This is a genomic window from Cellulomonas composti (assembly GCF_007990245.1).
Lineage (GTDB): Bacteria > Actinomycetota > Actinomycetes > Actinomycetales > Cellulomonadaceae > Cellulomonas > Cellulomonas composti.
On sequence record NZ_BJWG01000003.1, the window covers coordinates 236,823 to 260,043 of the forward strand.

Sequence of the window (23,221 nt, forward strand, 5' to 3'; positions counted from 1 at the left end):
CGTCCAACTAGTGACCAGAGGTAATGACCTTTGTTCACCGTCCCCGCGGCGGGAGACGTCGCGTCAGACCCCGGTCCGCGCGATCGTCGTGTTGTTCGCCTGCGCGCGCGGACGGACCACCATCAGGTCCACGTTGACGTGCGCCGGCCGCGACAGGGTCCACGCGATCGCGTCCGCGATGTCGTCCGCGACCAACGGCTGGTACCCCTCGTAGACCTTCGCGGCACGCTGCACGTCCCCGCCGAAGCGCACGAGCGAGAACTCCTCGGTCGCGACCGCACCGGGGGCCACCTCGATCACCCGGATCGGCTCGCCCACCAGCTCCCAGCGCAGTGTGGTCGCCAGCATCCGCTCGGCGTGCTTGACGCCCACGTAGCCCGCGCCGCCGGGGTAGGCGTCGTGCGCGGCGGTCGACGTCACGACCAGCACGTCCCCCGCGCCGCGCTCGCGCAGCAGCGGCAGGAGCCCCTGCGTCACGCGCAACGTCCCGAGCACGTTGAGCTCGTACATCGCGCGCCACTGCTCGAGGTCGCCGTCCGCCACGGTGTCCTGGCCGAGCGCCCCGCCCGCGTTGTTGACCACGGCGTCCACGCCCCCGGTCGCCCGCACGTGCGCGACGAGCGCGGCGACGTCCTGCTCGGAGGTCACGTCGGCGGCGAGCACCTGCGCGCCGGTCTGAGCCGCGAGCGCCTCGAGCCGGTCGGCCCGGCGCGCGGTCGCGAGCACGTCCCAGCCGTCGGCGCGCAGCCGGCGCACCGTGGCGGCGCCGATCCCGGACGACGCGCCGGTGACGACGGCGCGGCGGGTGGCGGTCACAGGAGGCTCCTTCGTTCGACCGGATCGTCGTGGACACGGTACGCGAGAGCTCTCCTGGTGCCGACGTCGCCCTGATCAGGGCCGGGAGGTGGCCTCGCGACCGTAACGGTCCTGCAGCCGCACGACGTCGTCCCGCCAGCCCGGCGCCGCACTGGACGACTCCGCGAGCACCACGTCGCTCACGGCGGTGAGCCGGTGCAGCACACCGGCGGGCAGATGCACCACGTCGCCGGTGCGCAGCCGGTGCGAGACGAGCCGCTCGACGGACTCGCCGTGCTCGATCACGGCCTCGCCGGAGACGACGAGCATCGTCTCGTCCTTCTCGACGTGGTACTGCAGGCTGAGCTGCTCGCCCACGCGCACGACGAGCAGCTTGCCGACGTAGCCGTGCTCGCCCTCGGCATAGATGTGCTCGTGACCCCACGGCTTGTCCTGCATGGTTCCGGGCGAGAAGTGGGCGTGTGCTCCGACGTGGATCGTCATGATGCTCCTCCGGCGACGCGTGCGTGGTCCTGCCTGGTGACTGCGGCCGCCCGGCGGCACAGCGTGTCGAGCAGAGGGTCGAGGTCGACGATCGCGAAGCGGGTCGCGGTGTCGCTGCTGCCGTACGGGACGACGAGCGAGCGCCCGTGCCGCATGGCGCCGCACGAGTACACGACGTTGGGCACGTAGCCGGAACGCTCCTGGCCCGTCCCGGTGAGCAGCGGGTGCTCGAGTCGTCCGACCACCTGCGTCGGATCGTCGAGGTCGAGCAGCAGCGCTCCGATGCTGTAGGTGCGCATCGGTCCCACACCGTGGGTGAGCACGAGCCAGCCGCGCTCCGTCTCGACCGGGGGCCCGCAGTTGCCGAGCTGGACCAGCTCCCACGCCCGCTCGGGACGCTGCACGACCGCCGGCGGTCCCCACCACAGCAGGTCGTCGGACGTGGTGATCGCATTGGTCTCGCGGTCGGCTCGGGACAGGGCCACGTAGCGGCCGCCGATCTGGCGGGGGAACAGCGCGAGCCCCTTGTTGCGGGCCCCGGGTCCGCTGAGCGGACGGCTCGTCAGGTGCGCGAAGTCGTGCGTGCTCAGCAGCTGCATCGCGATGTCCCGGCCGTCGTACGCGGTGTAGGTGCCGAGGTAGGTCGGCGGACCGTCGGATGCCTCGAAGCGCACCATCCGCACGTCCTCGACCCCGTGGCTCTCGGTCGCGCCCTGCGGCATCAGGATCCGCTCGCGCAGCGCCGAGTCCGGCGGGAAGGTGACCTCGTAGCTGCGGCGGGCGATCCGCTCGAAGCGCTCGATCGTGCGCAGCGCCGACCCGCGGGTGAGCCGCTGCGAGCGCAGCTCGCCGTAGGCCAGGTCGAGCTCGGCCCGGCCGAACTCGAGGCCGAGGGCGTCGAGCACGAAGTCCGCATTGGCACGATCGCCGTCGGGGTCCTCGTCGAGCTGGTGCTCGAAGGCCGCGCGCGCGAACCGCGGCTCGGTCACGACCGGCACGCGGGCATGCGCGGGAGGTGCGTCGAGCTCGATCGCGCCGGCGGCATCGACGGTGCCGGTGCGTAGCTCGAGGCTGGAGACGTGCCCCTCGCCGACCGCGCGCACCGTCATGACGAAACGCGTCGAGCCCGACGGCAGCCCGTCCTGGTCGGGGTGGGCGACCATCGAGGGGTTGAACAGCGCCGTCGACTCGACGGCGTACTCCTGCGTGAAGTACGCGCCGACGAGGCGCCGCCGGTGCGCGGGCAGCCGCTCGGCGTGCGGCAGCCGGTGCCGGACGAGCCCGAAGTGCTGGTCCCAGGTCGCCTCGAGGTCGTGATGGCGGTGCCCGAAGTCGGTCGTGAGGTCCAGCAGCTCGCGCTCGACCTCGTCGTCGGCAAGCGCCAGGACGCGCGCGATGACGGCCGCCGACCGCGACTCGCCCGACGTCACCATCTCCTGGCCCGGCAGGAACAGGCGGGCCAGGACACGGTCGGGATCGGGGCGCAGCACGTGGGCCGTGCGACGCACCCACGGCTTGCCGGACCCCCCGTCGCCCGGGTGCGTCACGGGGCGACCACGGCCGTCGAGGACAGCTGGGCGCAGGCCAGCCAGGCGAGCGTCGACTCGGCGCCCTGGTTCTGGTTGACCCCGTCACGCTCGAGGCCGTCGAACCCGCCGCCGGTCGCCGCGTCGCGCACCGGGACGCCGGAGTCGTTGGCGCCCTCGAACCAGGCCACGCACCGCTCGACGAGCACCGCCCAGCGGGCCTCGCCGGTGACGCGCAGCGCGGTCGCGCCGGCCTCCGCGAGCGCCGACACCTCGATCGGCTGCTGGTCGAAGCCGGGCCGGAGGTCGTCCGGTCCCCGGCCACCTGCGGGCACCACCGAGAGCCGACCGTCGACCGTCTGCTCGCTGACCAGCCACTGCAGCAGCAGGAGTCCGTCGGCGAGCAGGTCGTCGTCGCCCAGCAGGTGGGCGACGGCGAGCATCGCCTCGGGCAGCACGGCGTTCGCGTACGTGAGCCGGGGCTCGGGCCACGGCCAGCGCGCGTCGGTCAGCGGGCGGCCGAGCGTGTCGCGGGCGTCCTGCAGGAGCCGCCGCGCACCCTCGTCGGACGGGTCCGCACGCAGCAGCTGGACCGCGCCCAGCGCGGCGTAGGCGGTCGCGCGCGGGTACGACGACCGCGCGTCCGTCGCGTCGGACGCGCCCGCGCGCGCGTCGTCCGCGAGCGGGCCGTGCGGCAGGTGCACGGCCGCGGTGCCCAGGGCCCACAACGCCCGCCCCCAGTGGTCGCCGGTCGACGGCGTGTCCAGCCAGGTCCCGTCCGGGCTGCGACGGTTGTGCACCAACCCGCCGGGACGTTGCGCCGCACGCACGAAGGACAGGTACGTGCGGGTCAGGGCGGCGACCTCGTGGTCCGGCTCGGCGATCCGGGCCGTCACGACGAGGGCGCGCGCCACGTCGTCGACGCACATGCCGTGCTCGGTGCGCGGCGCCGTGCCGAGCGCGTGCTCGTACAGCCCCGTCGAGGTCGACAGTCGGACCAGCTGGCCCAGGACCACCGTGCGCCCCTGGGCGCCCGGTGTGGCGGCCGGTGGGGCCGCCGTGGCCGACGCCATCAGACGGCGGCCGCGAGCGCCGCGTGCTGCACCCTCGCCGCGACGTCCAGGTACTGCTCGGCGACCGCGGGCCACAGCAGCGCGGCGGCCAGCCGGTGCGACTCGGCGGCCATCGACTCCGCCGCGCCGTCGACGGTGAGCACCTGCTCGAGCGCCGCGGCGATCGCGAACGGGTCCTGCTGCGGGACCAGCAGCCCGGCACCGCTCGAGAGCAGCTCGACGGCGTGCGGGAACCGGGTCGAGACGACCGGCCGGCCCGCGGCGACCGCCTCGGTGAGCACACCCGAGGTGACCTGCTCGCTCGAGTCGTACGGGAGCAGCACCACGTCGGCGCTCCGGACCACGGCGCGCAGCTCGGGGCCGGACAGGTACCGACCGTCGAACCGGACCGACGCGGACAGACCCAGGTCGCGGGTCAGCTTCGTCAACCGGTCCCGGTACGCCTCGCCCTCGCGCTCCAGCACGCGCGGGTGCGTCTGCCCGACGACGAGGTAGGTCGGCAGCGGTGCGCGCCCGCGCAGCTCGGCGAGCGCGAGCAGCGCCCACTCGATCCCCTTGCCCTCCGAGAGCAGCCCCCACGTCAGCACCGTGGGGCGACGGTGCGCGGTCGTCGTCGCGGCGGGGGCCCGGTTGTCCACGGCGCCGTGCGGGACGACCGTGACCAGCGACGGGTCCACACCCCAGCCCGCGACGAGGCGGTCCTTGGCGGTCACCGTCATGGTGACCAGCGCCGCCGACCGGCTGACCAGCCCGGCGAGCACCCGGTACTGGTTCGCCGTCGGCCGGGTCAGCACGGTGTGCAGCACCGTCACGACGGGGACGCGTACCCGCGCGACCACGTCGAGCACGTCCTGGCCGTCGGGGCCGCCGAAGATCCCGTACTCGTGCTGCACGAGCGCGACGTCGTGGTCGTCGAGCGCCGCGGCCGCCGCGCCCGCACCACCCGGTTGGCCGGTCACCCACTGGTGGACGACCTGCGCCGTCGGCGGCTGCGGCTCGTCGACGAGCCGGACCACACCCACGTCGGCGCCCGCACCGAGCAGGTGCTCGACGAAGGCCGCACTGAAGGTGGCGATCCCGCACGGGGTGGGCGGATAGGTCGACAGAACTCCGAGTCGGACACTCATCGGGACTTCTTCCCTGGTACCTGCACGCAGCGTGTGTGCTGCCGTCCACGGTGCGAGAGAGAAGGCCGCGTCCCCGGGGGCGCCGTGACATCCGGCGCCGGGTCGCCTGGACGACGAACGTCCGACGAGATCGCCCCGAGCCTACCAGCGCGACGGGCGGCGTACGCTCGGCCCGACCCCGGGAGGCCGTCGTCAGAGTCGCCGTTCTCGCTTCGATCGCGCACCGCGTCCCGCCGCGCGACTACGGGCCGTGGGAACAGGTCGCGGCCACGCTCACCGAGGGCCTGGTCGCCCGCGGCCACGAGGTGACCCTGTTCGCCACCGCCGACTCGATCACCGCCGCGCGCCTGCACGCCGAGGCCCCCGCGGGCTACGAGGAGGACGCCTCCGTCGACGCCAAGGTCGCCGAGGCGCTGCACATCGCCGCCGTGTTCGAGCGCGCGGACCGGTTCGACGTCATCAGCAACCAGTTCGACTTCCTGCCGCTGGTGTTCAGCCGACTCACCACGACACCCGTCGTGACCACCGTGCACGGCTTCTCCTCGGAGCGGATCGTCCCGGTGTACCGCGCCTACGACGACGTCGCGCACTACGTGTCGATCAGCGACGCCGATCGCCACCCGGACCTCACGTACGACGCGACGATCCACCACGGCATCGACGTCGACGCGTTCTCCCCGGGCGCGGGCGACGGCGGCTACCTGCTGTTCCTCGGCCGGATCCACCCGGACAAGGGCACCGCGACCGCGATCGAGGTCGCCCGCCGCGCGGGGCTGCCGCTCGTGATCGCCGGGGTGGTCCACGACGCCGAGTACCACCGGCGCGAGGTCGAGCCGCACGTGGACGGCGACCGGGTCCGCTGCGTCGGTCCGGTCGGGCCACGGGACCGCGACCGCCTGCTGGGCGGGGCACGCGCGCTGCTGCACCTCATCGACTTCGACGAGCCGTTCGGGCTGTCGGTCGTGGAGTCGCTGATGACGGGCACGCCCGTGATCGCCTACGCGCGCGGGTCGATGCCCGAGCTGATCCGACCGGGCGTCTCGGGCCACCTGGTCTCGAGCACCGCGGAGGCCGTCGCCGCGGTCGGCGGCGTCGGGGCGACCGACCGGGCGGCGTGCCGCGCCGACGCGGTCGCGCGGTTCTCGTCCGGGCGCATGGTCGACGACTACGAGCGGCTGTTCGCGGACGTCGTGGCGCGCGGGCCGCGCGGGCCGCACAGCCGACGCGTGAGACCACTGGGTTAGGGTGGCGCCTGGAACCCGGCTCGACCGTGACCGGGTCGCGTCGGCCCCGACTGGGCCGGCCCTCCACGGTGCGACGTGCGCCGGCCCCGCCCACTTCCGCGCCCACCGGCGTGCGCGGCGCCCGTCACCCTGCACCGGAGCTCTCGTGACCCTGTCGTCCCACCCGCGCCGCGCCCTGCTCGGCGCGCCACTGATCGTCGGACCACTGCTCGTCGGACCACTGCTGGTCGCGCTCGCCGGTTGCGCCGGCACGGCCGAACCCGCGTCGTCGTCGCCGACGGCCACGTCGTCGCAGGCCGCGCCGTCCGCCGTCACGGTGGACAACTGCGGCACCTCGGTCACCGTCGAGTCGGCCCCGCAGCGCGTGGTGACGATCAAGTCGTCGACCACCGAGATGATGCTGGCGCTCGGGCTCGCCGACAGGCTCGTCGGGACCGCGTTCTCGGACGGACCCGTGCCCGACGAGTACGCGGCAGCCGCCGCCGACGTGCCCGTGCTGTCCGACAAGGTGCCGGGCCAGGAGGCGCTGCTCGAGGTCGAGCCGGACTTCGTCTACGGCGGCTGGGAGTCGAACTTCTCGGCCGACGGCGTCGGTGAGCGCGCGTCGCTGGCCGCGCTCGGGATCGGCACGTACGTGTCCCCGTCCGCGTGCAAGGAGCCGGGCTACATGCCCGACCCGCTCACGTTCGACGACGTGTACGACGAGGTGCTCGAGGCCGGTGACGTCTTCGGCGCTCCCGCGGTCGCCCGCGACGTCGTCGCGGACATGCAGGCGACGCTCGCGACCGCACAGCGGCCGTCCGACGAGGTCAGCGCGCTGTGGTGGTCGTCGGGCACCGACACCCCCTACGTGGGCGCCGGGATCGGCGCGCCGCAGATGCTCATGGACGCCGCGGGCCTGACCAACGTCGTGGCGGACGTGCACGACACGTGGACCTCGGTCGGCTGGGAGCAGGTCGTCGCGGCCGACCCGGACGTCATCGTGCTCGTCGACTCGTCGTGGAACACCGCCGAGCACAAGAAGGAGTCCCTCGCGTCGAACCCGGCGACCGCGGCCCTGACCGCGGTGCGCGAGGGGCGCTACCTCGTCGTTCCGTTCGCCGCGTCCGAGGCGGGCGTGCGCAACGCCGACGCCGTGGTCTCGCTCGACGAGCAGCTCGCGGAGCTCGGCCTGGGATGACGACCGACGTCGACACCGCGCGGCGGGTCCGGCCGGGACCGCTCGTCGCGGCCGGGCTCTGCGTGCTCGTCGTGACCCTGCTGGTCACGGTGGCGATCGGGCCGGCGGACCTGTCGGTCGGCGAGGTCGCGCGCTCGATCGCGGGGCACCTGGGCCTCGACGTCGCGCCCGTGCCGCGGCTGCACGACGCGATCGTGTGGGAGCTGCGGCTGCCGCGCGTGCTCACCGCCGCGTGCGTGGGCGCCGGCCTCGCGCTGGCCGGCGCCGTGATGCAGAGCCTCACGCGCAACCCGCTCGCCGACCCGTACCTGCTCGGGCTGTCGTCGGGTGCGTCGCTCGGGGCCGTCGCGGTGCTCGTCCTGGGCGTGTCGCTGCTGCTGCCCGTCGCGGCCTTCGCGGGCGCGCTGCTCGCGCTCGTCGTGACGCTCACGCTGGCGCGGGTCGGCGGGACGCTCACACCCGGACGCGCGGTGCTCGCGGGCGTCGCCGTGGCCCAGCTGTGCGCGGCGGGCACGTCGCTCGTCATCTTCTGGACCGCGACCGGAGACTCCTACCGCGAGATCCTCACGTGGCTGCTGGGGTCGCTCGCCGGTGCGACCTGGCAGTCCGTCGCGATCGCCGGTTCGGCCGTCGTCGTCGTCGGGAGCGTGGTGCTCGCCCAGGGCGTGCGGCTCGACGCGTTCGCGTTCGGCGACACCGCGGCCGCGTCGCTCGGGATCGACGTCGAGCGCACGCGCTGGACGCTCCTGGTCCTGGTCGCGCTGCTCACCGGGGCGATGGTCGCCGTGAGCGGGTCGATCGGGTTCGTCGGGCTCGTGCTGCCGCACGCCGTCGGCGCGCTCAGCGGACCGCTGCACCGGCGCCTGCTGCCGTCCGTGGCGATCGCCGGCGCCGTCTTCCTCGTGTGGGCGGACACCATCGCGCGCACGCTGTTCGACCCGCGCGAGCTACCCGTGGGCGTCGTGACGGCCCTGGTCGGCGTGCCCGTGTTCGTCGTGCTGCTGCGGCGCCGGGCCGGGACCTGGGGGGCCTGACGTGGACGTGCGGATCGAGCGCCTGGGCGTGCGGCTCGGCGGTCGCTGGGTCGTCGACGGCGTCGTCGCGACTCCCCCGTCGGGCGCGCTGACCGGCCTGCTCGGGCCCAACGGCGCGGGCAAGACGACGCTGCTGCGGCTCGTCGCGGGCCTGCTGGCCCCCGAGGCCGGCGCCGTCCTTCTCGACGAGCGTGCGGTGCACGACGTCGAGCGCCGTGAGCGGGCGCGACGGATCGCGCTGCTCGAGCAGGACTCGTCGAGCGCGCTGCCCCTGACCGTGCGCGAGGTCGTCGCGCTCGGGCGCATCCCGCACCGCTCGGCGTGGGGCGCGGACCCCGACCCGGGCGCGGTCGACGTCGCGCTCGCGTCGGCGAGCGCCACGCACCTCGCCGACCGCCCGTGGGCGCAGCTCTCGGGCGGCGAGCGCCAGCGCGTGCATGTCGCGCGCGCGCTCGCCCAGCAGCCCGCGCTGCTCCTGCTCGACGAGCCGACGAACCACCTCGACATCGCCGCGCAGCTCTCGATGCTCGACTTCGTGCACCGGCTCGGCGCCGACGGCACGACGACGATCGCCGCGTTGCACGACCTCAACCTCGCGGCGACGTTCTGCGACCACGTGCTGGTCCTCGCGCAGGGCCGACTCGTCGCGGCCGGGCCCCCGACGGACGTGCTGACCGCCGACCTGATCCACGAGGTCTGGGGTGTGCAGGCCGACGTCCTGACCCACCCCCGCACGGGCCGCCCCCTGATCGCCTGGGGCAGGGCGACCCCTGACCGACGACCGGGTCCGCGCGGGTAAGGGCTGTTCTCGGACTTCATCCGCGGCCCGGTCCTCCGACCGGCTCGCGGGGCGGTCGGGCGTCCTAGACTCCTGCCCGTGCCGCCCCCCGAGCCGTTCGCGGGCCCCGACCTGCTCGAACGCGACGACGCGCTTGCCGAGCTGCGGGGACTGCTCGCCCGGGCCGTCGCCGGTGAGGGCCGCGCGGTGCGGGTGCTCGGGCCGCCCGGCGCCGGGAAGACGGCGCTGCTGCGCACGCTCGTCGCCACCGCGCGCGAGCGGGGCGTCGAGGTGCTGTCCGCATCCGCGGGTGTGCTGGACTCGCGCACGCCGTACGGCGTGGTGCACCACCTGTTCGACCTGGCGGCGAGGGCGCTGCCGCCCGAGCAGCGGGCGGCCGTGGGCGACGGGCCCGCCCGCCTCGCGCTCGAGCACGTGCTCGGGGCCGAGCACGGTCCGGTCGATCCCGGCGACCTGCTCGCGAGCCTCTACCGGCTCCTCGAGGCGCTCAGCGCCGGGCGCCCCGCGATCGTCGTCGTCGACGATGCGCAGTGGGCGGACGAGGAGTCGCTGCTGTTCCTCGCCTCGTTGCGCGAACGCCTGCGCGATCTGCCCGTGCTGGCGGTGGTCGCGGTGCGTGACGTCGGCACGCAGGACCGCGGGCACGTGCTCGCGGCGCTCGTCGCGGACCCCGACGCTCACGTGCTGCGACTCACGCCGCTGTCGAACCACGCCGTGGGCCGGCTCCTGGAGCGCACCTGGGGGGAGCCGGTCGGGACCGACGTCGCGGCGGCCGCGGCGGCCGCGACCGACGGCAACCCGTTCCTCCTGCTCGCGCTCGCGCGCCTGCTGCCCGCGGGCGAGCGCTCGGCGGCGCACGTGCGCGAGGCGGTGCCCGGGACCGTCGTGGACGCGGTCGCGGCGCGGCTCTCGGCCCTCACCCCGGCACAGCGCGCGCTCGCGACGGCGATCGCCGTCCTGGACGCCGCGCCGCTGCACGTCGCGGCGCAGCTGGCCGGCCTGGACCCGCACGACGCCGCGGCCGCGGCCGACGTGCTGCGCGACGTGGGTCTGACCGCCGACGCGCCCACGCTCACCTTCCGTCACGCACTGCTGCGCTCGGCGGCGCTCGCCGCGACCGGCCATGACACGCGCGCCCGGCTGCACCGCGAGGCCGCCCGGCTGCTCGCGGGCGACCCCCACCACGCCGCCGCGCACCTGCTCGTGACCGACGGCACGGGCGACCCCTGGGCGGTCGACCTGCTCGCGACGGCCGCGCAGACGGCGCTCGACGACGGCGCGCCCCACTCGGCGGTCGCGCTGCTGCGCCGGGCCGTCGCCGAACCCGCCGACGACGACCGGCTGCCGAGGCTCCTGCTCCGCCTCGGGCTCGCCGAGCTGCGCGCCGCCGACCGCGCGTGCCTGACGACGCTGCTGCGCGCGCACGCGCTCGTCACGGCACCCGAGGACCGCGCCCGCGCGGCCATCGCGCTCGCCGAGGCCTACGGCTTCGCGGGCCGGCACGAGGACGCCGCCGAGGTGCTGGCGCGCACGTTCGACGCGGTGCGCGGCACGGCGTCGGAGCTCGACGTCGAGGCCGCCCTCGTCGCGTCGAGCCTGCTGGTGCCCACGCGGATCGCCGACGCGCGCCGGCGGCTCGCCGCACGCCCCGACCTCGCCGGCGCGACGCGCGCCGAACGCCACTTCCTCATCCAGCAGATGGCCGACGCCGCCGGCACGAACCAGCCCGCGGACGTGATCCGTGCGTACGCCCACCGTGCCCTGCACCCCGAGGACACCCCGGAGACGACCGACTGGGTGTGGGCACGCCTGTTCCTCTCGGCGATCGGCGACCATGCCGAGGTCCGTCGTCTCACCGACGTGGGGTTCGCGCAGGTCGCGAGGCGCGGTTCGGTCGTCGGCTACGTGACCGTGAGCTTCATGCGCGGGCTCGACGAGAGCTGGGGCGGCTCGCTCGTCGCGGCAGAGGGGCACCTGCGCGCGATGCTCGAGCACAGCGCGGGCCTCGAACCTGGCGGCATGGTGCAGACGCTGGCCTGCAGCAACCTCGCGCAGGTGCTCGCGTTGCAGGGTCGCGCGGAGCAGGGGCTCGAGCTGCTCGCGCCGTTCCCCGAGGAGCTCGGGCCCGTCGGGCCGGCCGGCGTCGCCGCGATGAGCTTCGCGCGGGCGACGGTGCGGCAGGCGTTGGGTGACCACGCCGGTGCGCTGCACGCTGCGCAGGCCGCGGGCGAGCTGGTCCGGACGCTCGACGTCGACTCCCCCACCTGGGCCGCATGGCGCGCGTACGCGGTCGAGCCGCTGCGCTCGCTCGGTCGTCTCGACGAGGCGCGTGCGCTGGCCGCCGAGCACGTCGCGCTCTGCGAGCGCAGCGAGGTGCCGCAGCTGCTGGCCGAGGCGCTGCGCCTCGCGGGCCGGGTGGCCCCGACGCCGGCCGGGTCGATCGCGCTGCTCACCCGGTCCGTCGACGTGGCCGCACGCTCCGAGAGCCGGCTGCAGGAGGCCGCCTCGAGCGCCGCACTCGGCGCCGCGCTGCGCCGGGCGGGCAGCCGGTCGCAGGCCCGGCCGCACCTGCTCACGGCACACGCGTTCGCGCTCGAGGTCGGCGCGCTCCCCCTCGCGGCCGAGGCCGAGGCCGAGCTCGCGGCGGCCGGCTCGCGCGTGCGGCCCGTCGACCTGTCCGGCGTGGGGTCGCTCACCGTGAGCGAGCGGCGGGTCGCCGAGCTGGCGGCGTCGGGGCTGCCCGACGTCGAGATCGCGCGCCGCCTGTTCGTCGCCCGCAGGACCGTCGAGACGCACCTGTCGCACGCCTACCGCAAGCTCGGCGTCACGGGCCGCGACGGGCTCGCCGGGGCGCTCGCCGAGCACTCGGGCAGGATGGCCCCATGACGCTGTGGCTGACCGGTGACCCCGACGCGGACCGCCTGCTCGACGAGGACCCCTTCGCGCTGCTCGTCGGGATGCTGCTCGACCAGCAGTACCCGATGGAGGCCGCGTTCTCCGGGCCGGCGAAGCTGGTCGACCGGATGGGCGGGCTCGACCCGGCCGCGATCGCGCACGCCGACCCCGAGGAGTTCGTCGCGCTGTGCTCGACGCCGCCCGCGGTGCACCGCTACCCCGGGTCGATGGCGGCACGCATCCAGGCCGTCGCGCGCGCGGTGGTCGACGACTACGACGGCGACGTGACGCGGATCTGGACCGACGGCGACCCCGACGGCGCGACCGTGCTGAAGCGGCTCAAGGCGCTGCCCGGCTTCGGCGACCAGAAGGCGCGCATCTTCGTCGCGCTGCTCGGCAAGCAGCGCGGCGTGCAGCCGACCGGCTGGCGCGCGGCCGCGGGCGCCTACGGCGAGGAGGGCTCGCGCCGCTCGATCGCCGACGTCACCGACGCCACCAGCCTGGCGGAGGTCCGCGCGACGAAGAAGGCGGCCAAGGCCGCCGCGCGCCCCTCCTAACCCCTCGAGGGCGCCCAACTGGCGCCCTCGGCGGTGTGGTGGACGGGCTGGGGTCAGGGGGCGGGGAGGGTCTGCTTGGCTGCCTGGACGCGTTGGAAGGCGGCTTCGACCTTGGCCGCGAAGTCGGGGTCCGACTGCGCCAGGTGGACGACGGCATCCACCATCTCCGGGCACACGTCGGGAACCTTCGAGACGAGCACGAGGTCGACGCCCGCGTCGATCGCCGCGATCGCGCGGTCGGCGGGCGACCAGGACTGCACCTGCTCGGCGCCGGACACGTCGTCGGTGATCACGAGCCCGCCGAAGCCCAGGTCACCGCGCAGCAGGTCGGTGACCACCGCCGACGAGAACGCCGCGGGTGCCGACGGGTCGAGGTGCGTGTAGACCGCCGTCGACACCATGACCAGCTCGGCGCCCGCCTCGATGCCCTCACGGAAGACGCCGATCGCGTCGTCGTCGCCCGTCGTGACGTCGTCGGTCACGTCGGCGGTCGAGTCCGTGTCGGCCGTGACCCGGCCCAGGCCCGGGAAGTGCTTGATCGCCACCCACAAGCCGGCGTCGCGCATCCCCGCGGCGAAGGCGTTCGCGTGCGCGGCGACGCCGGCCGGATCCGTGCCGTAGTTGCGCTGGAGCGCCCCGACGGGCGGGTTCGACGCCTCGGTGCCCGCCGGCACCAGGTCCATCACAGGGGCGAGGTTGAGGTTCACGCCGGCGGCGGCGAGCTGCATGCCCCAGGTCGTCGCCTGCTGCTGCAGGTCCGCGGGCTCGAACGTCGCCTGGTCCAGCGCGGACGGGATCGCCGGGAAGTCCGGGCCCTGCAGCACCTGGACCTGCCCGCCCTCCTGGTCGGTCGAGACGAACATCGGCAGGCCGCCGGTCGTGTCGGGTCCGACGAGCGAGGTGTACCTCCCGACGAGCGTCGCCACGTCGGCCGCCGACGCCTGCGAGCGGCCGTGCAGGAAGATGTTGCCGACGTGGTGGGCCGTGATCGAGTCCTCGCTGACCTTCGCCTGCTCGGTGAGGTCCACGCCCACGACGAACAGCTGACCCACCTTCTGCTCGAGCGTCCACCCGTCGGTCGTCGGCGTCGGCGACGGCGTCGGCTCCGCGGTGGTCGTCGCGACCTCGCTCGGCGCCGGGGTCGGTGACGCCGCTGTCTCGTCGGGCCGTAGCGACTCGTTCCACAGCACGGCGACGAAGATGCCCAGCACGACGGCGACCAAGGCGCCCAGCCCCCACCATGCGGCACGTGTCATCCGCTCATCGTGGCCCGCCGGTGCACGCGCAGCATCCCCGACACCCCGCGCCCGTGGCATGCTTCGCCGCATGATCGTCGTGACCACGTCCGAGGTACCCGGCTACCGCATCGACGCCGTGCTCGGCGAGGCGCTCGGCGTGGTGGTGTGCACGACGGTCCGTCCCGGCTTCAGCTCGGGTCTGCGCGCGGGCAACGGGGGCGAGGTGCCCGAGGCGAGCACCAGCGCTTACCACAGCCGCCGCGAGGCGATCAGCCGGCTCGTGACGGAGGCGACGAGCAGGGGCGCCAACGCGATCGTCGGGATGCGTCAGGAGTGCGACTCGATCGACACGCTCACGCAGTTCACGGCGTACGGCACCGCGGTCGTCATCGAGGCCATCCCGGCAGGTCAGCCCGGTTCCACACCCCAGTCGGCGCGCGTCGTCGACGCCTGATCCGCGGCGTCCTTCCAGCCCTGCGCGTACGCCTCGGCGCTGCCCTGGCGGAACATGTCCTGCTCGCCGGTGCGCACCAGCGCGCGGGCGCCCGGGCCGTCACCGTCGACGACGAGGTGCGCCAGCCCGCGCACGACCGCGAGCGGGCGGCCGTCGGACTTGCCCTTGACGAGCTCGGCGGCTGCGGCGACCTCGTCGGCCACCGCCGCCACCGTCATGGTCAGCGGTCGGCCGAACGAGTCCGGCTGCCCTCGCAGGTCGTTGAGCACGTGCACGCCGGCGGCGCCGATCGCGATGTCCGTGACGCCCTCGCGCCACGGTCGGCCGGCGGTGTCGGTGACGAGCACCCCGACGCGGACCCCGAACGCCGCGGCGACGCCCGCGCGCAGGGCCCGGGCGCTCGCGTCCGGGTCGAGCGGCAGCAGCAGCACCGTGCCCTCCGGGGTGTTGCTCGCGTCCACACCCGCGGCCGCCATCACCAGGCCGAGCCGGTTCTCGACGATCCGCGTCACGCCGCCGGGGTGCTCGCGCGTCGCCACGACGCGGACGGTCTCGTCGCTGATCGCCTGCTCACGGTCGTCGGCCGCCACCACGCGACCCTCGGCCTTGGAGACGACCTTGGAGGTGAGCACCAGCAGGTCACCGTCCGCGGGCGCGCGGTCCGGTCGCTCGCGCGCATCGGCCCTCAGCAGCCCGACGAGCAGGCCCACGAGGTCGTCGCCCGGGACGACCTCCCGCAGCCCCGCAGGCGCCCAGACCCGCAGCTCGGCCACTCAGCGCACCAGCTTCGGGAGCACCTGCGCCCCGAACGTCTCGATCCACTCGCGCTGGTTGCGGCCCACGTTGTGCAGGTAGACGCGGTCGAAGCCCAGGTCGACGTAGCGCTGGATCTCGGCGCGGTGCACGTCCGGGTCCGACGAGATGACCATGCGCCCCTCGAAGTCCTCGGGCCGCACGAGCTTGGCCATCTGCTCGAAGTCGAACGGCGAGCGGATGTCGGCCTTGGGGAACTTCATGCCGCCGTTGGGCCACTCGACCATCGCGTTGGTCAGCGCCTCCTCGTCGGTCGGTGCCCAGGACAGGTGCAGCTGGAGCACCTTGGGCATGGTCGACGGGTCGCGCCCGGACTCGCGTGCGCCGTCGTCGAACCGCGCGAACAGGCCGGAGATCTTCTCCAGAGGTGCGCCGACGGTGATCAGGCCGTCCGCGTGCCGCCCGGCGCGCTTGGCCGTGATCGGGCCCGCGGTCGCGACGAGGATCTCCGGCGCGACCTGCGGCATGGTCCACAGCCGTGTCGACTCGAGCTGGTAGAACTCGCCCGAGTGCTTGACGTCCTTGCCCGCGAGCGAGGCGTGGAACAGCTTCTTGATGATGTCGATCGCCTCGAACATCCGGTTGATCCGCTCGGGCGCCTCGGGCCAGTACCGGGCCACGATGTGCTCGTTGAGCGCCTCGCCCGAACCGAGCCCGAGCCAGTGCCGCCCGGGGTACATCGCGGCGAGCGTCGCGGACGCCTGGGCGACCATCGCGGGGTGCCACCGGAACGTCGGCGCGGTCACACCGGGTCCGAGATCACCGCGGGTGCGTTCGCCGAGGGCCGTCAGCACGTTCCAGACGAACGCCGACTGCCCCTGCGCGGGCACCCACGGCTGGAAGTGGTCCGCCGCCATCACACCCGAGAAGCCGTGCTGCTCGGCGTGCACCGAGAGCTCGACGGCCTCGGTCGGGTGGAACTGCTCGAGCATCGCGGCGTAGCCGACCGTCAGTCCGTTCGTCACAACGCGACCCTAACCCCGGCCTCCCGCTCGGTCGCGGCCTGCTCGCCCCGCAGCTCGCCGTCGGCCTGCGCGCCGACCCGCACGAGCGCGACGCCGGCCACCACGAGCACCGCGCCGACGAGCTGGACCGCCAGCGGCGCCTCACCCAGCAGCAGCCACGCGAGCAGCACCGCGAACAGCACCTCGGTCAGCGCGAGGAAGGACGCGAGCCGCTCGCCGAGCAGGCGCACCGACACCGCGCTGACGCCGTACGCGAACGCGGTGGGCACGGCCCCGACGACGAGCACCGGGACGACCCACGAGACCTCGTGCCCCAGCATCGTCACCTGGACGTTCGGCGCGACCACGGGCAGCAGTCCGACGAGCGCGAGCAGGCTGATCGTGAGCGCCCCGACGACCATCGCCGCACCCGCGAGGCTGACGGGCGGCAGCGCGATCGGCCGCGCGGTGAGCGCGAAGTACGCGGCGTTGCCGACCGCGGCCGCGAGCGCGAACGCCACCCCGACGGGGTCGAGGTCCAGGTTGCCCGTGACGTCGAGGACCAGGACGAGCCCGCCCATCGCGAGCGCGGACCCGACGAGCGTCGCGCGGGCCGGCCGTCGGCGCGTGCGCAGCCAGGACCACGCGACGAGCAGCAACGGCCCGGTGTACTCGACGAGCAGCGCGACCGCGACCGGCAGCCGCTGCACCGCGAGGAAGTACAGCCCGGCGGCCCCCGCCACGCCGAAGATGCCCAGCAGCACGACCGTGCGCCACTGCACGCGCAGCGCCCACCACTGCCCGCGCAGCGCGAGCGCGGCGGGCACGGCGAGCAGGACCGCGCCGATCCACAGCCGCACGAGGATCGCGGCGCCCGGGCTCCAGCCCGCCACGAGCAGCGGCTTGACCACGGGCCCGCTCGTCGAGAACGCGAGCGCGGCGACGAGGCCTGCCCCGATGCCGACGCCACGGCTGTGGGTGCGGGTGCGCGGCACCACGGCCTCCGGCTGCGTCGGGCGGGTGGGCCGTCAGGGGTGAACGGCTCCTAGACTCGTGACAGTAAGGCCCACCGGCGACAGGAGTCAACATGGTCTTCGCTCGTGACACGGAGGCGAACCTCCGGGCCGCGGTCGAGCTGGTCAACTCCGACCGGCGGCGCGACGGGCACGACGCGATGAGCACCGTCGCCGACCTCGACGCGTTCTACGCGCGCTGGGGCTACTCGGGCCGCCACGACCGCGACGACGACGAGCTCGCGCAGGTCAGGGCGACGCGCGAGCGCCTGGGCCGGCTGTGGGAGGTCGACCGCGACGAGGCCGCCGAGCTCGTCAACGCGATCCTGCGCGAGGCCGAGGCGGTCCCGTTCCTCACCCGGCACGACGCGATGGACTGGCACCTGCACGCGACCGTCCCGAGCGCGCCGCTGGCCACCGTCATGCTCGTCGAGACCGCGATGGGCGTCGTCGACGTCGTGCGGTCCGACGAGTACGAGCGGATGCGACGGTGCGCGGGCGAGGACTGCACGGCGGTGCTCGTCGACCTGTCCCGCAACCGGTCCCGCCGGTTCTGCGACGTGAACAGCTGCGGCAACCGGGCCAACGTCGCGGCCTACCGCGCCCGGCGCACCGCCGGCCCGTCGCGCGCGGTGCGGGTACCCCAGGTCGACCCGCGCGGCGGCTGACGGCCCGGTCAGCGCGGCGCGGGCAACGCGGGCAGCGCCGGGTGTGCGAGCCAGTCGTCGAGCAGCGGCCCGAGCGGGACGCGCGCGACGACGGACGCGAGCTCCTCGAACTGCGCGGTGCTCACCCCGCCGTGCCGGTGCCGCGCGGTCCAGATCCGCAGCAGGTCGAAGAACGCGTCGTCGCCGACCGTCAGGCGCAGCGCGTGCAACGTGAGCGCACCTCGCTTGTAGAGCCGGTCGTCGAACATCAGATCGGGCCCCGGCTCGGCCACGACGAGGTCCTGCGGGAGGGCGGCGAGTCGACGCCACGCGTCGCGCGCGCACTCGTCGGCGGACCGCTCCCCCGACTCCTGCGCCCACAGCCACTCGGCGTAGCACGCGAAGCCCTCGTGCAGCCAGATGTCCCGCCACGTCGTCGCGGTCAGGCTGTTGCCGAACCACTGGTGCGCGAGCTCGTGCGCGACGAGCCGCTCGCTGCCACGCTCGCCGTCGACATGGTTCTCGCCGAACACCGAGATGCCGTGCGCCTCGAGCGGGATCTCGAGCGCGTCGTCGGTCACGACGACGGTGTACTCCGGGAACGGGTAGGGCCCGAACAACCCCGCGAAGAGCTCGAGCATCCGCGGCTGGCGTTCCAGGTCGTGTGCGACGCGAGCCGCCAGACGCGCGGGGGCCACGACCTGCTGCCGCACGGGGGCCAGCGACAGCAGCGTGCGCCGGTAGCGCCCGATCTGCACGGTCGCGAGGTACGGCGCGGTCGGCTCGGGCTGGTCGTACACCCAGCGCACCCGGCTGGCCCGCACGGTGCGCGAGAAGAGCGTGCCGTTGCACACGACCTCGTACCCGGCGTCCGCCGTGACGACGATCCGGAAGCTCGCCTTGTCCGCGGGGGTGTCGACGCACGGGAACCACGACGGGGCGCCGTCGGGCTGGCCCGCGACGATGACGCCGTCGGCGAGCTCCTCCCACCCGACCTCGCCCCACGGGCCGCGCGAGGGTGCGGGCGAGCCGCTGTAGGCCACCTCGACGACCAGGCTGGTCCCGACGGGCAGCGGACGGGCCGGCCGCACGGACAGCCGGCCGGCGCGGTGGGACCAGCGGGCCGGCCGTCGACCGTCGACGAGCACCTCGGACACCCGCAGCCGGTCGAGGTCGAGCGAGAACCGGTCGAGCCCACGCCTGGTCGTCGCGTGGATGCGTGCCCGGCCCTCGAGGCGGTTGGTCGCCACCCGGTAGTCGAGCTCGAGCTCGTACCGGGACACGCTCAGCCCGCCGTCGACCCGGCCCGCCAGGTACGGGTCGGAGGGCAGCTCAGCGGTCACGCGCCCACCGGCGCGACCGGGTTGCCCGTCCAGCGTGACCCGGCGGGGATGTGCTCGCCGCGCAGCACGAGCGAGACGGGTCCGACGCTCGCGCCGTCGCCCAGCTGCGCGGCGGGCAGGACCACCCCGTGCGGGCCGATGCTCGCGCCCGCTCCCAGCCGCACCTCGTCGACGCTCATGACCCGATCATGGAACAGGTGGGTCTGCAGCACACAACCGCGGTTCACGGTCGAGCCCGCGCCCAGGTGCACCAGGTCGGCCTCGGGCAGCCAGTAGGACTCGCACCACACGCCGCGACCGATGTGCGCGCCGAGCGTGCGCAGCCACGCGACGAACGCAGGCGAACCCGCTGCGCCGGGAGCCAGCCACGGGATCGCCACCGACTCGAGGAACGTGTCGGCGAGCTCGTTGCGCCACACGAACGACGACCACAGCGGGTGGTCGCCGCGACGGATCCGCGCGACGAGCAGCCACTTCGTGACCGTCGCCGACGCGCACCCGAGCACCGAGGCAGCGAGCACCACGAGCACGGCCGCGCCGACGACGAGCCCGAACCCGCGAGCGCCGCCGAGGTCACCGGCCCGGCCGAGCGCCGCCGACAGCGCCACGAGCACCGCGACCCCGAGCGTGAACGACGTCATCACCGCGAGCACCCGGGCGGCCTCGACGCACCCTCGTGCGATCCGCAGCCTCGTCGGCGGGTCGAACGTGACGCCCTCGTCGACGTCCGCGCTCTCGCGGCGCAGCCGCACGGGCGGCGAACCGAGCCACGACGTGCCCGGCTTGGCCTTCTCGGGCGTGGCGGACAGCACGGCGACCAGGCCGCGTTTCGGCACGGCCCGGCCGGGCGCGATCATCCCGGAGTTGCCGAGGAACGCGCGCTTGCCGACCCGCGCCCGCTCGATCCGCATCCAGCCGCGACCGAGCTCGTAGGAGCCGACGAGCGTGTCGTCGGCGAGGAACGCGCCGTCACCCACGCTCGACATGGTCGGCAGCAGGAGCACCGTCGACGCCTCGACGTCCTTGCCGACGTCCGCGCCCAGCGCGCGCAGCCACGCGGGAGTCAGCGAGCTCGCGTAGAGCGGGAACAGCGAGGTGCGCGCCTCGTCCATCAGCCGCAGGATCGCCCACACCTTCCAGCCGCTGCGGCCGCGCACCGGGTGGTAGCCCGCGCGCAGGCCCGACGAGAGCGCCCGCACGCCGATGAGCGTCGCGAGGAGCAGCACCGCGAGCATGACGACAGCGCCGACCGGTGCGAGCACGAGCGCCTTCGGCAGCGCCTCGCTCAGGCTCGTCGTGCCGCGCACGCCCAGCGCGACGACGAGCAGGCCGCACGCCACCGCGACCGGGTCGAGCGCGGCGAGCAGCCCCGCGCTCACGCCGTAGACCGCGACCCAGCCGCGCCCCCGGGGGGCCCGACGCGCCGGCCAACGCTCGCGTGCGGCACCGTCGAACTGGGCGGGCGAACCCGCCCACGACTCGCCGGGCGGCACCGACAGGAGCACCGCTGAACCGGGGGCGATCTCGGCGCCCTGCCCCACGCGCACACCCGGTCCGACGAAGCTGCGCGTGCCGATCGTCGCGCGCTTGTCGATGCGCACCCGCCCGACGTGCAGCACGTCGCCGTCGAGCCAGTGGCCGGACAGGTCGACCTCCGGCTCGACCGAGCAGCCGTCGCCGAGGCGCAGCAGGCCCGTGACGGGCGGCAGCGTGTGCAGGTCGACGTCGTCCCCCACCTGCGCGCCGAGGGCGCGCGCGAACCCGACGGTCCACGGCGCGCACGACAGGTTGCCCGCGCCCGCCGCCTGGGCCCAGGCCTCGACGAACCACAGCCGCAGGTGGACGCTGCCGCCGCGCGGGTAGCGGCCGGGTGTCAGCCCGCGCAGCAGGGTGCGCGCCACGAGCACCGTGCTGCCCATCCGGCCGGCGGGGCTCACCAGCAGCAGCCAGCCCGCGACGAACCACCACCACGCACCGGGCACGCTCGGCGCCCACGGACCCCAGCCCGACGAGCCGAGCAGCGCATCGATGCCCACCGCCCACGTCGCCCACCGCAGCCCGACGAGCAGCGCCAGCGGGATCCCCGCGAGCGTCTGGACCACCTGCGTGCGCCGGGGCGTCGGGGCGACCTCGCGCGCCGCGCCGGTCGGCGGCGGGTCGAGCTCGTCGAGCCGGCGCGCGAGCGCCCCGATGCGCGGGTAGTCGTACACGTCGGCGACGGTCGCCGTCGGGAACCGCTCCCGGAGCGCGGACACGAGCTGCGCCGCCACCAGGCTGCCGCCGCCCGCGTCGAAGAAGTCGTCGTCGACGCCGCGCACGGCGGCTCCGAGCGCGGCCGTCCAGCGCGTCGCGACCCACTGCTCGGTCGCGGTCAGCCGCGCCGGACCGCCCTCTGTGCCGGAACCAGTGCCGGAACCAGTGCCGGATCCGGTGCCGAGCGACGCGTCGTCGGGCAGCGGCCACGGCAGCGCGTCGCGGTCGGCCTTGCCGGACGTGCGGGTCGGGATCGCGTCGACGGGCGCCAGGATCGGCACGAGCGCCGCCGGCAGCGCGGTGCGCAACGCGGTGCGTGCAGCGTCGAGGTCGAGCTCGTGCCCCGGTTCGGCGGCGACGTACCCGACGAGCACGGCGGTGCCCGCCGGTGTACGGCGCACGGCGGCCGCCGCCGCGGCGACCCCGGGCAGGGCCGCGAGCGCCGCGTCGACCTCGCCGAGCTCGATGCGCCTGCCACCGACCTTCACCTGGTCGTCGGCCCGGCCGACGAACACCAGGCCCTGCGGTTCGTAGCGCACCAGGTCACCCGAGCGGTACGCCCGCGGCCAGCCCAGCTCGGGTGCGGGCGCGTACTTCTCGGCGTCCTTGGCCTCGTCGAGGTAGCGCGCCATGCCGACGCCGCCGATGACGAGCTCGCCGACCGTGCCCCACTCGACCTGACGCCCCGCGCCGTCGACCACCGCCAGGTCCCACCCGTCCAGCGCGTGACCGATGCGCACGGGCCCGGTCCCGTCGAGCAGCGCGGCCGACGCGACGACGGTCGTCTCGGTCGGTCCGTACGTGTTCCACACCTCCCGGCCGGGCGTCGCGAGCCGCGCGACGAGCTCGGGCGGACACGCCTCGCCGCCGAAGATGAGCAGCCGCACGGCCGCGAGCTCGTCGGGCCGCCACAGCCCGGCCAGCGTCGGCACGGTCGAGACGACCGTGATCCCCTGCGCCACGAGCCACGGGCCCAGGTCCATGCCCGTGCGCACCAGTGCGCGCGGCGCCGGCACCAGGCACGCGCCGTGCGCCCAGGCGAGCCACATCTCCTCGCAGCTCGCGTCGAACGCGACGGACAGACCGGCCAGCACCCGGTCCCCCGGACCGAGCGGGGCGTCGACGCAGAAGATCCGCACCTCGGCGTCGACGAATGCGGCGGCCGACCGGTGCGTGACCGCGACCCCCTTCGGGGTGCCCGTCGACCCGGAGGTGAAGATGATCCACGCGTCGTCGTCGCCGCTCGGCAGCGGCCGATCGACGCCGCGGCGCGTGGCCCGCAGCGTCGCCAGGTCGCCCTCGGTGAGGACCCGCGCCACGCGCGCCTCGCGGAACACCAGGCGAGCGCGCTCGTCGGGGTCGTCGACGTCGACCGGGACGTACGCGGCACCGGCGGCCAGCACCGCGAGGATCGCGGTGTAGAGCTCGGCCGTGCCCGACGGGATGCGCACGCCGATGCGGTCGCCCGGGCCGATGCCACGATCGGTGAGCCCGGCCGCTGCCATCTTCACCGCACGCGCGAGCTGGGCGTAGGTCAGGACCACGCGACCGTCGTCGATCGCCGGCGCGTCCGGGTGGGCGGCGACGCTCGCGGAGAAGACGTCGAGCAGCGTGCGCTCGGGGGCTGCGAGGTGCGCCCGCCGGAACATGCCTGTCGTGCTCGGGTCCACCCGCAACGCCCTGCCTCGTCGTCGTCCACGCCGCCCGACGCAGACCGCCGGACCCGGGTGATCCTCGCAGTGCCGGGCGGCTGCGGCATCCGTCGTCGCCACGAGTTCACCG

At 74.9% G+C, this 23,221-nt stretch carries 19 protein-coding genes; 8 read left to right on the forward strand and 11 right to left on the reverse strand.

What is annotated here, in order from left to right:
• Positions 1 to 63 precede the first annotated feature (63 nt).
• The 5 genes from CCO02nite_RS05265 to CCO02nite_RS05285 form a co-directional block, all read right to left on the reverse strand.
• On the reverse strand, positions 64 to 816 hold the full coding sequence (locus CCO02nite_RS05265) for an SDR family NAD(P)-dependent oxidoreductase (protein WP_146842002.1): 753 nt from the start codon (positions 814 to 816) through the stop codon (positions 64 to 66).
• Positions 817 to 891: 75 nt separating this feature from the next.
• Entirely contained in the window at positions 892 to 1,299 is a 408-nt protein-coding gene (locus CCO02nite_RS05270) for a cupin domain-containing protein (RefSeq protein ID WP_222593139.1), read from the reverse strand.
• Positions 1,296 to 2,846 (reverse strand): glycoside hydrolase family 130 protein, encoded by a 1,551-nt coding sequence (locus tag CCO02nite_RS05275; protein WP_246117357.1) that lies wholly within the window; start codon positions 2,844 to 2,846, stop codon positions 1,296 to 1,298. The genes CCO02nite_RS05270 and CCO02nite_RS05275 overlap by 4 nt, the downstream gene beginning before the upstream one ends.
• Complete coding sequence (locus CCO02nite_RS05280) at positions 2,843 to 3,841, reverse strand: glycosyltransferase (RefSeq protein WP_146842004.1); 999 nt, start codon at positions 3,839 to 3,841, stop codon at positions 2,843 to 2,845. Before CCO02nite_RS05280 ends, CCO02nite_RS05275 begins: the two co-directional genes overlap by 4 nt.
• Before the next feature lie 56 nt (positions 3,842 to 3,897).
• The gene (locus CCO02nite_RS05285) at positions 3,898 to 5,025 is read right to left on the reverse strand and encodes a glycosyltransferase (protein WP_146842006.1); all 1,128 of its coding nucleotides are present in this window, start codon (positions 5,023 to 5,025) and stop codon (positions 3,898 to 3,900) included.
• A 215-nt stretch (positions 5,026 to 5,240) separates the two neighbouring features.
• On the opposite strand from CCO02nite_RS05285, the gene CCO02nite_RS05290 reads away from it, so the two are divergent.
• From CCO02nite_RS05290 to CCO02nite_RS05315, 6 genes are all read left to right on the forward strand, one after another.
• Positions 5,241 to 6,269 (forward strand): glycosyltransferase family 4 protein, encoded by a 1,029-nt coding sequence (locus CCO02nite_RS05290; protein ID WP_281284570.1) that lies wholly within the window; start codon positions 5,241 to 5,243, stop codon positions 6,267 to 6,269.
• A 145-nt stretch (positions 6,270 to 6,414) separates the two neighbouring features.
• Positions 6,415 to 7,449, forward strand: coding sequence for a putative F420-0 ABC transporter substrate-binding protein (locus CCO02nite_RS05295; RefSeq protein ID WP_246117359.1), 1,035 nt, complete (start codon positions 6,415 to 6,417; stop codon positions 7,447 to 7,449).
• The gene (locus CCO02nite_RS05300) at positions 7,446 to 8,483 is read left to right on the forward strand and encodes a putative F420-0 ABC transporter permease subunit (protein ID WP_146842008.1); all 1,038 of its coding nucleotides are present in this window, start codon (positions 7,446 to 7,448) and stop codon (positions 8,481 to 8,483) included. The genes CCO02nite_RS05295 and CCO02nite_RS05300 overlap by 4 nt, the downstream gene beginning before the upstream one ends.
• 1 nt (position 8,484) lies before the next feature.
• Positions 8,485 to 9,282, forward strand: coding sequence for a putative F420-0 ABC transporter ATP-binding protein (locus CCO02nite_RS05305; RefSeq protein ID WP_146842010.1), 798 nt, complete (start codon positions 8,485 to 8,487; stop codon positions 9,280 to 9,282).
• Positions 9,283 to 9,360: 78 nt separating this feature from the next.
• Complete coding sequence (locus CCO02nite_RS05310) at positions 9,361 to 12,168, forward strand: helix-turn-helix transcriptional regulator (protein WP_146842012.1); 2,808 nt, start codon at positions 9,361 to 9,363, stop codon at positions 12,166 to 12,168.
• Positions 12,165 to 12,734 carry an HhH-GPD-type base excision DNA repair protein gene (locus CCO02nite_RS05315; RefSeq protein WP_146842014.1) on the forward strand — a complete coding sequence of 190 codons (570 nt, stop codon included), beginning with the start codon at positions 12,165 to 12,167 and terminating at the stop codon, positions 12,732 to 12,734. The genes CCO02nite_RS05310 and CCO02nite_RS05315 overlap by 4 nt, the downstream gene beginning before the upstream one ends.
• A gap of 53 nt (positions 12,735 to 12,787) precedes the next feature.
• On the opposite strand, the gene CCO02nite_RS05320 is transcribed toward CCO02nite_RS05315, so the two are convergent.
• The gene (locus CCO02nite_RS05320) at positions 12,788 to 13,990 is read right to left on the reverse strand and encodes a glycoside hydrolase family 3 N-terminal domain-containing protein (RefSeq protein WP_146842017.1); all 1,203 of its coding nucleotides are present in this window, start codon (positions 13,988 to 13,990) and stop codon (positions 12,788 to 12,790) included.
• Between the two features lie 70 nt (positions 13,991 to 14,060).
• Between CCO02nite_RS05320 and CCO02nite_RS05325 the strand changes: the two genes are divergently transcribed.
• Entirely contained in the window at positions 14,061 to 14,426 is a 366-nt protein-coding gene (locus CCO02nite_RS05325) for a YbjQ family protein (protein WP_146842019.1), read from the forward strand.
• On the opposite strand, the gene cofE is transcribed toward CCO02nite_RS05325, so the two are convergent.
• Genes cofE through CCO02nite_RS05340 form a run of 3 tightly spaced genes read right to left on the reverse strand, consistent with a single transcriptional unit; the run spans position 14,381 to position 17,178 of the window.
• Positions 14,381 to 15,199, reverse strand: a complete 819-nt coding sequence (cofE, locus tag CCO02nite_RS05330) for a coenzyme F420-0:L-glutamate ligase (protein ID WP_146842021.1) — start codon at positions 15,197 to 15,199, stop codon at positions 14,381 to 14,383. The two genes, CCO02nite_RS05325 and cofE, sit on opposite strands and share 46 nt — an antisense overlap.
• Positions 15,200 to 16,204, reverse strand: a complete 1,005-nt coding sequence (locus CCO02nite_RS05335) for a TIGR03557 family F420-dependent LLM class oxidoreductase (protein ID WP_281284566.1) — start codon at positions 16,202 to 16,204, stop codon at positions 15,200 to 15,202.
• The gene (locus CCO02nite_RS05340; protein ID WP_246117360.1) at positions 16,201 to 17,178 is read right to left on the reverse strand and encodes an EamA family transporter; all 978 of its coding nucleotides are present in this window, start codon (positions 17,176 to 17,178) and stop codon (positions 16,201 to 16,203) included. Before CCO02nite_RS05340 ends, CCO02nite_RS05335 begins: the two co-directional genes overlap by 4 nt.
• A gap of 92 nt (positions 17,179 to 17,270) precedes the next feature.
• On the opposite strand from CCO02nite_RS05340, the gene CCO02nite_RS05345 reads away from it, so the two are divergent.
• Positions 17,271 to 17,864: a CGNR zinc finger domain-containing protein gene (locus CCO02nite_RS05345; protein WP_146842025.1), complete on the forward strand. Its 594-nt coding sequence runs from the start codon at positions 17,271 to 17,273 to the stop codon at positions 17,862 to 17,864.
• Between the two features lie 8 nt (positions 17,865 to 17,872).
• On the opposite strand, the gene CCO02nite_RS05350 is transcribed toward CCO02nite_RS05345, so the two are convergent.
• The gene (locus CCO02nite_RS05350) at positions 17,873 to 19,186 is read right to left on the reverse strand and encodes a M1 family metallopeptidase (RefSeq protein WP_222593140.1); all 1,314 of its coding nucleotides are present in this window, start codon (positions 19,184 to 19,186) and stop codon (positions 17,873 to 17,875) included.
• A complete protein-coding gene (locus tag CCO02nite_RS05355; RefSeq protein WP_146842141.1) occupies positions 19,183 to 23,088 on the reverse strand; it encodes a Pls/PosA family non-ribosomal peptide synthetase in 3,906 nt (1,301 codons plus the stop codon). Before CCO02nite_RS05355 ends, CCO02nite_RS05350 begins: the two co-directional genes overlap by 4 nt.
• Positions 23,089 to 23,221 lie beyond the last annotated feature (133 nt).